Origin of the sequence: Comamonas sp. B-9, assembly GCF_000410635.1 — a bacterium.
Lineage (GTDB): Bacteria > Pseudomonadota > Gammaproteobacteria > Burkholderiales > Burkholderiaceae_C > Comamonas.
This window is the reverse complement of record NZ_KE148566.1, coordinates 8,000-15,645: the sequence shown is the minus strand read 5'-3', so window position 1 is coordinate 15,645 and position 7,646 is coordinate 8,000. Positions and strand designations below refer to the sequence as shown.

General features: G+C 64.5%; 9 protein-coding genes. 5 read left to right on the top strand and 4 right to left on the bottom strand.

The window, feature by feature from the left end; all coding sequences use genetic code 11:
* Both H928_RS27395 and H928_RS0111895 read left to right on the top strand, forming a co-directional pair.
* A partial coding sequence (locus H928_RS27395; protein WP_043339809.1) for a DUF1800 family protein occupies positions 1-322 on the top strand: 322 nt, incomplete at its 5' end.
* A gap of 11 nt (positions 323-333) precedes the next feature.
* Positions 334-1,542, top strand: coding sequence for a DUF1501 domain-containing protein (locus H928_RS0111895; protein WP_021026713.1), 1,209 nt, complete (start codon positions 334-336; stop codon positions 1,540-1,542).
* A 15-nt stretch (positions 1,543-1,557) separates the two neighbouring features.
* On the opposite strand, the gene hprK is transcribed toward H928_RS0111895, so the two are convergent.
* The 3 genes from hprK to hpf all read right to left on the bottom strand — a co-directional run bounded on the left by hprK (position 1,558) and on the right by hpf (position 3,597).
* Positions 1,558-2,514 (bottom strand): HPr(Ser) kinase/phosphatase, encoded by a 957-nt coding sequence (hprK, locus tag H928_RS0111890; RefSeq protein WP_021026712.1) that lies wholly within the window; start codon positions 2,512-2,514, stop codon positions 1,558-1,560.
* Between the two features lie 128 nt (positions 2,515-2,642).
* A complete protein-coding gene (locus H928_RS0111885; protein ID WP_021026711.1) occupies positions 2,643-3,128 on the bottom strand; it encodes a PTS sugar transporter subunit IIA in 486 nt (161 codons plus the stop codon).
* Between the two features lie 136 nt (positions 3,129-3,264).
* Positions 3,265-3,597: a ribosome hibernation-promoting factor, HPF/YfiA family gene (gene hpf / locus H928_RS0111880; protein ID WP_027010864.1), complete on the bottom strand. Its 333-nt coding sequence runs from the start codon at positions 3,595-3,597 to the stop codon at positions 3,265-3,267.
* Between the two features lie 482 nt (positions 3,598-4,079).
* Here hpf and H928_RS0111875 point away from each other — a divergent pair, with 482 nt between their 5' ends.
* The gene (locus tag H928_RS0111875; protein ID WP_021026709.1) at positions 4,080-5,000 is read left to right on the top strand and encodes a phosphoribosylaminoimidazolesuccinocarboxamide synthase; all 921 of its coding nucleotides are present in this window, start codon (positions 4,080-4,082) and stop codon (positions 4,998-5,000) included.
* Between the two features lie 48 nt (positions 5,001-5,048).
* Here H928_RS0111875 and H928_RS0111870 read toward each other — a convergent pair whose 3' ends face one another.
* Positions 5,049-5,360, bottom strand: coding sequence for a hypothetical protein (locus tag H928_RS0111870; RefSeq protein ID WP_021026708.1), 312 nt, complete (start codon positions 5,358-5,360; stop codon positions 5,049-5,051).
* A gap of 95 nt (positions 5,361-5,455) precedes the next feature.
* Here H928_RS0111870 and H928_RS0111865 point away from each other — a divergent pair, with 95 nt between their 5' ends.
* Positions 5,456-6,745 (top strand): glutamate-5-semialdehyde dehydrogenase, encoded by a 1,290-nt coding sequence (locus H928_RS0111865; protein WP_306729943.1) that lies wholly within the window; start codon positions 5,456-5,458, stop codon positions 6,743-6,745.
* A 99-nt stretch (positions 6,746-6,844) separates the two neighbouring features.
* Positions 6,845-7,646, top strand: an 802-nt coding sequence (trkA, locus tag H928_RS33270; RefSeq protein WP_043339806.1) for a Trk system potassium transporter TrkA, incomplete at its 3' end; no start/stop codon positions are given.

Below are 7,646 nucleotides of genomic sequence, written 5' to 3'. Positions count from 1 at the left end.
CAACCGCCTGGGCCAGCCCATCTACGGCCATGAAACGCCCGATGGCTACCCTGCCTCGCAATCGGACTGGGCCAGTTCCGGACAGATGGCCGCGCGCTTTGATGTGGCGCGCCAGATTGCGACGCGCAGTGCCGTGCTGTTCCGCGCCGAGCCGCAGGCCGCGCTGGAGCAGCCGCCATACCCTGATCTCGCGCAGCGCGCCACCGCGCAGGCCCGCGTGGCCCAGTGGAGTGCGGCATCGCGCGACGCGCTGGCCAAGGCGCGCAATGTGCCCGACTGGAACACCTACTTTCTCTCCGCCCCCGAAATGATGGTTCGCTGACGAGGTACGCCATGCAAAGACGCCACTTTCTCTCCGCCGCCGCCAGCCTGCCGCTGGCCTTCAGCCTGGCACGGGCCCGCGCAGCCGCGCCCCGCAGCGATACACCGCGCTTTTTGCTGGTGTTCCTGCGCGGCGCCTACGACAGCAACAGCCTGCTGGTGCCCACGCACAGCGATTTCTACTATGCCGCGCGTCCCACGATCGCCATCGCCCGCCCGGGCGAGGCCAATGGCGCGCTGCCGCTGGATGCGCGCTGGGGCCTGCACCCGGCGATGGAAGGCAGCGTGCTGCCGCTGTGGCACAGCAAGCAGGCCTGCTTTGTGCCCTTTGCCGGCACCGACGACCTCTCGCGCAGCCATTTTGAAACCCAGGACTCGATCGAGCTGGGCCAGCCGCTCGATGCGCACCAGAGTTTGCGCAGCGGCTTTATGAACCGCCTGGCCCAAACCTTGCAGGGCCGCAGCGAGCTGGCGCCGATGGCCTTCACCGCGCAGCTGCCGCTGTGCATGCGCGGGCCGGCCCGCATTGCCAATACCGCGCTGGCCAATGTCGGCAAGGGCGGCGTGGATGCCAACCGCAGCCGCGCCATTGCCGCCATGTATGCCGGCACCGCGCTGGCGCCGGCCGTCAACGAAGGCTTTGAGGTGAGCGCGGCCGTGCTGCGCGGCATGCAGGAGGAGATGGACAAGGCCGGGCGCGATGCCATCAGCGCCAAGGGCTTCAGCCTGGTGGCCCAGCGCATGGCCACCTTGATGCGCGACCAGTTCGACCTCGGCTTTGTCGATGTGGGCGGCTGGGACACCCATGTAAACCAGGGCAATGCCAGCGGCAACCTGGCCAACCGGCTCGACGACCTGGGCCGGGGCCTGGCCGCCTTTGCGCAGGAAATGGGGCCTGAGGCCTGGCGCCACACCGTGGTCGCGGTGGTCAGCGAGTTTGGCCGCACCTTCCGTGAAAACGGCAACAAGGGCACCGACCACGGCCATGGCACCGCGTACTGGATGCTGGGTGGCGGCCTGTCGGCGCAGGCCGGCGGGCGCATTGTCGGCGAGCAGATCGAGGTGAGCGAGGCGAATCTGTTCCAGAACCGCGACTACCCCGTGCTCAACGAGTACCGCAGCGTGCTGGGCGGTCTGTTTGCGCGCATGTACGGCCTGTCGCCGGCGCAGCTGCAGCAGGTGTTTCCGCAGGCCTCGGTCAAGGACCTGCGGCTGGTCTGATCCCGCTGGATCGTTTTAAAACTCACGCCCGCTGGCCATGGCCTTGCGGTGCCGGTCGACAAACTCCTGGTAGGTGTCAATGCCGCGCAGCTGCAAGATGGTGTTGCGCACGGCCGCTTCGACCAGCACCGCGATATTGCGGCCGGCCACCACCTGGATCACCACCTTCATCACCGGAATGCCCAGCACGTCCTGGGTCAGCGGTGCAGCGGGCAGGCGGTCGTAGTCGCGCTCCATGGTTTCCTTGCGCACCAGGTGCACGATCAGCTTGAGCCGCATCTTGCGGCGCACGGCCGTCTCACCAAAGATGGCGCGGATATCGAGCAGGCCGATGCCGCGCACTTCGAGCAGGTTCTGCAGCAGGTCGGGGCATTTGCCCTCGATCGTGGTCTGGTTGATGCGGTAGAGGTCCACGGCATCATCGGCCACCAGGCCGTTGCCCCGGGTGATCAGCTCCAGGCCCAGCTCGCTCTTGCCCAGGCCGGATTCACCGGTGATCAGCACGCCCATGCCCAGGATGTCCATGAACACGCCATGCATGGTAGTGCGGTCGGCGAAATGCTTGGACAGGAAGGCGCGCAGCACATCGATGACAAAGGCGGCCGACTCCTTGGTGGAGAACATCGGGATGTGCGCGCGCTCGCACATGGACAGCAGCTCATCGGGCGCGCCCTGGCCGTCGGCCAGCACCAGCACCGGTGGCTCCAGGGTCACGATGCGGGCAATGCGGCGGCGGCAGTCTTCGGTGGTGGAGTTGGTGAGGTAGGCGATCTCGCGCTCGCCCAGCACCTGCGCCCGGTAGGGGTGGATGTAGTTGAGGTAGCCCACCAGGTCGGCGCTGGAGCGGGCGCTGCGCACCGCCACTTCGTCAAAGCGGCGCTCGGAGGCCCCCAGGCCCGCCAGCCATTCCCAGCGCAGCGAGGCACGGAACTCCTCGAACAACACATCTGCGCTTACGACATTGGGTTTCACGGTGCAGTCCTTTCAAAGCCAGAGCGCGCAGCAACGCCACCCGCCAGTGTCAAAGACTAGCAGGAAAAACGGGGTTCAAGGCAGATACGGGTGCTCGCTTGGGGCCTGCTGGCGCAGGCGCGCGGCGTTCAGGCGTGGGCGGTCGAGGTGTTGTTGGCCGACGATTGCCAGGTGTCGATCATCTGGTGCAGCTGCTCGGCATTGGTGCTGGCCTTCATCTGCTCGCGCAGGCTGGCATTGGACAGCAGCTCGGCAATCTCGCCGAGGATCTCCAGGTGCTGCTGGGTAGCGGCTTCGGGCACCAGCAAAAAGATCAGCAGGTTGACCGGTTGTTCATCGGGCGCGTCAAAGCCAATGGCGCGCTCGAGCTGGAAGACCGCCGCCATCGGGGACTTGAGGCCCTTGATGCGCCCATGCGGAATGGCCACGCCATGCCCCAGACCGGTCGAGCCCAGTCGCTCACGTGCAAACAGGCTGTCGGTGACCAAGGCGCGCGAGAGGCCGTGCAGACTCTCGAACAGCAGGCCCGCTTCTTCAAATGCACGTTTTTTACTGGAAACATCCACACTCACTAGCACTTGAGCTGGAGGCAAGATAGAGGCAAGACAGTTCATAGTGGAGTGCGGCTATATGGCTAGCTACTGAGAGCATGATCAAACGAACGCAGCAACACCTGGATGCAGGTGTTGCTGCACGTATTATCGGTCAGTACTCAAACAGAATCTTTTTCCTCGGCAAAAAGCAGAGGGTTTACGCCATTGCTTGCCGCAACGCATCGCTGTAGTGAGATTGAACACGTTGCTTGTGACGGGTGACCATACGGTCCAGCCTGTCGACCAAAGCATCTACCGCGGCGTACAAATCGTGGTGAGAGCATTGAACACAGAGTTCGTCGCCCTTGACCCGCAGATTGCACACCACACGCTGCCGTTTCTCCTTTTCCTTCTGCTTTTCCACCGAAAGTAAAACTTTGGCATCCACCACCTGGTCAAAGTGTCGCGTAATGCGCATCAACTTGGATGTTACATATTCGCGCAGCGCCGGGGTCACCGCCAAATGGTGACCGCTGATCGTCAGGTTCATGAACAAGTCTCCTTCTGCAAACCAAGAAAAGTGACCGGATCCGTTGGAAGCCAGGCCACCCCGAGGGGGAAACACATGCATGCGTGTAAACCATGATGCGCCTGGACCTACAAAATTGCAAGTCTATGACAACCCGGTCCACTGGGTTTCTGGCTTGCATGGACCGCCAGAAGCTGCTGTGTTGGTTACAAATTGCCCGCGCCGTGCTGCAAAAAATGGAGGGCCCATGCGCCGTGCTGGGCGCTTTGGGGGCGATTGCAAGCGCTGGCAGGGCATGCCGATGGTGGGCGCTGTCACGTAAGGGCCTACGTGTTCGGGGGCCCGCTGCGCCCAATACTGCACCGCAATCCAAGGCATCCCGGCAGCCCGGGCGAGGTCATGGGGGTGGACGACTACAATCGAGCGCTTGCCTTGCCGAGGTTGCGCGGCTGTCCGTGCTTACTGTCTTTACGCAGGGTGCCTGTCCATAGTTCTGCATCACCATGACCCAGCCCGTACCTTCTGCACTGCATACCTCCAAGCTCCATTCCCTGCCCCTGCTGGCCCGCGGCAAGGTGCGCGACAACTACGCCGTCGGCAACGACCGCATTCTGATGGTGGCTTCGGACCGTCTGTCGGCCTTCGATGTGATCATGGGCGAGCCCATCCCGGGCAAGGGCGCGTTGCTGACGCAGATGGCGCTGTACTGGTTCGACAAGCTCGGCGACATCTGCCCCAACCACCTGACCGGCGAGGCGCCTGAGTCGGCCGTGCAGCCCGATGAAGTGGCCCAGGTGCATCTGCGCTCCATGCTGGTCAAGCGCCTCAAGCCCGTGCCGATCGAGGCCGTGGTGCGTGGCTACCTGGCGGGCAGCGGCTGGAAGGAATACCAGGAATCGCAAGCGGTCTGCGGCGTGCCCCTGCCCGCAGGCCTGATCAATTCCGCCAAGCTGGCCGAGCCCATCTACACGCCAGCGGCCAAGGCCGAAGCGGGCGAGCACGACGAGAACATCACCTTCGAGCGCACCGTCGAGATGGTGGGCCCCGAGCTGGCCGCGCAGATCCGCGACATCAGCATCGCCATCTACAAGAAGGCCGCCGCGATTGCGCTGACCAAGGGCATGATCATTGCCGACACCAAGTTTGAGTTTGGCCTGGACGAAGACGGCAAGCTGGTGCTGATGGACGAGGTGCTGACGCCCGACAGCTCGCGCTACTGGCCGGTGGAAGGCTATGCCGACGCGCTGGCGACCGGCGCCAACCCCCCCAGCTATGACAAGCAGTTTGTGCGCGACTGGCTGGAGCAGGCCAAGGTCAACGGCAAGCCCTGGGACAAGACGGCCCCGGCACCGCGCCTGCCACAAGAAGTGATCGACAAGACCGCGGCCAAGTACCGCGAAGCGCTGGAACGCCTGACGGCCTGACGGCGGGGGCCTGATGGGCCCCGCAGACTGGTGTCTGCTGCGGCCCGCTCAGGCCGTGGCGCTCAGCCTGGCATCGGCTTTTTTCAGCCACAGGCGCAGGCTGTCCACCAGGTCCTTGCGGCTGAACGAGCAACTCTCCTCATCAAACAGCGCGCTCGATTCGAGCCGGTCGAGCAGCTGCAGCAATACCTCCTGGAACTGCGCAGGCAGCGCGCCGAGCAAATCGGTATAGCTGCGTGCCTGCTGGCTCAGGGCCGCCGCATCCATGTGGCCGGCCTCGAAATGGTCCAGCCCGTCTTGTAAGGCGCCCAATTGGCGCAGCGCAGCCGATTGCATCGTGGTCTCCTGGTGGCTCAACATGGCTGCAGTGTAGAGGCCTTTGTGCCGGCCGAGCCTGGGATTTGCCAGGGGCCATTGGCCGTGCAGCCTGGCTGCCCTAGCGCAAATGCCCGACAATAGCCCCCATGAATGCCCTGAACATTTCGGAAACCATGCAGGCCCTGGGGCTGCAGGCCAAACAAGCCTCTGCCCAGATGGCCAAAGCACCTTCTGCTATCAAAAACAAGGCCTTGCTGGCGCTGGCACGTTTGCTGCGCGACCAGACCGAGGCCTTGCAGGCTGACAACGCCAAGGACCTGGCGCGCGCGCAGGCCAATGGCCTGTCGGCGCCGATGGTGGACCGCCTGCGCCTGACGCCCAAGGTGCTGGAGACCTGTGCCCAGGGCTGCGAGCAGCTGGCAGCCATGGCCGATGTGGTGGGCGAGGTGGTGGGCATGAAGCAGATGCCCAGCGGCATCCGCGTGGGGCAGATGCGCGTGCCTTTGGGCGTTTTCGGCATGATCTATGAAAGCCGCCCGAATGTGACCATCGAGGCGGCCAGCCTGTCGATCAAGAGTGGCAATGCCTGCATCTTGCGCGGCGGCTCCGAAGCCATCGATTCCAACAAGGCGCTGGCGCGCCTGGTGGAGCAGGCGCTGCTGGAGGCCGGTTTGCCCGCCACCGGTGTGCAGCTGGTGCAGACCACGGACCGCGAGGCCGTCGGCCAGCTGATTGCGATGCCCGAATTTGTCGATGTGATCATTCCACGCGGTGGCAAGGGCCTGATCGAGCGCATCAGCCGCGAAGCCAAGGTGCCAGTGATCAAGCACCTGGACGGCAACTGCCATACCTATATCGATGCGCCCAGCGACCTGGACATGGCTGTCAAGGTGACCGAAAACGCCAAGACGCAGAAATACAGCCCCTGCAATGCGACCGAAAGCCTGCTGGTGGCGCGCGCCGTGGCGGCAGATTTTCTGCCCCGCATTGGCGCGGTGTTTGCCGCCAAGGGGGTGGAGATGCGGGCCGATGCCGAAGCGCTGGCGCTGCTGCAGGCCGTGCCCGGTGCCCGCCTGCAGGCGGCGACCGAGCAGGATTGGTCCGAAGAGTACCTGGCCGCCGTCATCAGCATCAAGGTGGTGGCCGGGGTGGACGAGGCGATTGCCCATATCAACCATTACTCCAGCCACCATACCGATGCGATCATCACGCGCGACCACATGCATGCGCAGCGCTTTTTGCGCGAGGTGGACTCGGCCAGCGTCATGGTCAACGCCAGCACGCGCTTTGCCGATGGCTTTGAATACGGGCTGGGCGCCGAAATCGGCATCAGCACCGACAAGTTCCATGCCCGTGGGCCCGTGGGTATCGAGGGCCTGACCTCGCTGAAATACATTGTGCTGGGCGAAGGCGAAGTGCGCGGCTGATACCGTTTGCGGCCGCTGATCTTTGCTGACCGGCCGCCTCTTGCCCACGTTATGATGCGGCCATGCCAGGCCGCTCCCTAGCGGCTGGCGCCTCATGCTATGAAAATTCTGATCCTCGGCGCAGGCCGCGTGGGCGAGAGTGTCGCCGAAAGCTTGCTGAGTGAAAAAAACGACATCACCGTGATCGACACGGATGGTGTGCGCCTGCGCGATCTCGAAGGCCGCTTCGATCTGCGCGGCGTCGTGGGTAATGGCATCAGCCCCGAGGTGCTGGCCGAGGCCGGTGCGGCAGACACGGACATGCTGATCGCCTGCACCTCCCAGGACGAGACCAATCTGACCGCCTGCAAGATCGCGCAGGTGCTGTTCAACATCCCCACCCGCATCGTGCGCGTGCGCTCGGTGGCGCTCAAAAGCCATGCCGAGCTGCTGTCCGACACCGGCTTTGGCGTGACGCATGCGTTCTGCCCCGAAGAAGCGCTGATGGGCTACATCGGCAAGCTGGTGACCTACCCGGAAGCACTGCAGGTGCGCGAATTTGCCCAGGGCCATGTGGCGCTGGCGTCGGTGCGTGCGCGCGGCGGCGCGCCGGTGGTGGGCCTGAGCGTGGCCGATGTGCGCCAGAACCTGCCCCATGGCACGGTGCGTGTGGTGGGCGTCTACCGCCGCTTTCACCACGAGGCCGACCGCCTGGTGCCCACCGAGGGCAGCACCCGCATCGAGCCGGGTGACGAGGTGTTTGTGCTGTCGGACAAGGAGCAGCTGGGCGATGTGCTGGCGGCCTTCAACCGCCAGGTGGGGGAGCAGGCCGAGGTGGTGCGCCGCGTCATGGTGGCCGGCGGCGGGCGCGTGGGCATGCGCCTGGCGCGCGCGTTGACCAAGGAATCGCGGCGCTTTCAGG

What these genes read in the sequence shown, in the direction of transcription:
- H928_RS0111885 (WP_021026711.1), bottom strand. Translation starts at nt 3,128, where the DNA reads ATGAACTGTCTTGCCTCTATCTTGCCTCCAGCTCAAGTGCTAGTGAGT.
- H928_RS0111875 (WP_021026709.1), top strand. Translation starts at nt 4,080, where the DNA reads ATGACCCAGCCCGTACCTTCTGCACTGCATACCTCCAAGCTCCATTCC.
- H928_RS0111895 (WP_021026713.1), top strand. Translation starts at nt 334, where the DNA reads ATGCAAAGACGCCACTTTCTCTCCGCCGCCGCCAGCCTGCCGCTGGCC.
- hpf (WP_027010864.1), bottom strand. Translation starts at nt 3,597, where the DNA reads ATGAACCTGACGATCAGCGGTCACCATTTGGCGGTGACCCCGGCGCTG.
- H928_RS0111870 (WP_021026708.1), bottom strand. Translation starts at nt 5,360, where the DNA reads ATGTTGAGCCACCAGGAGACCACGATGCAATCGGCTGCGCTGCGCCAA.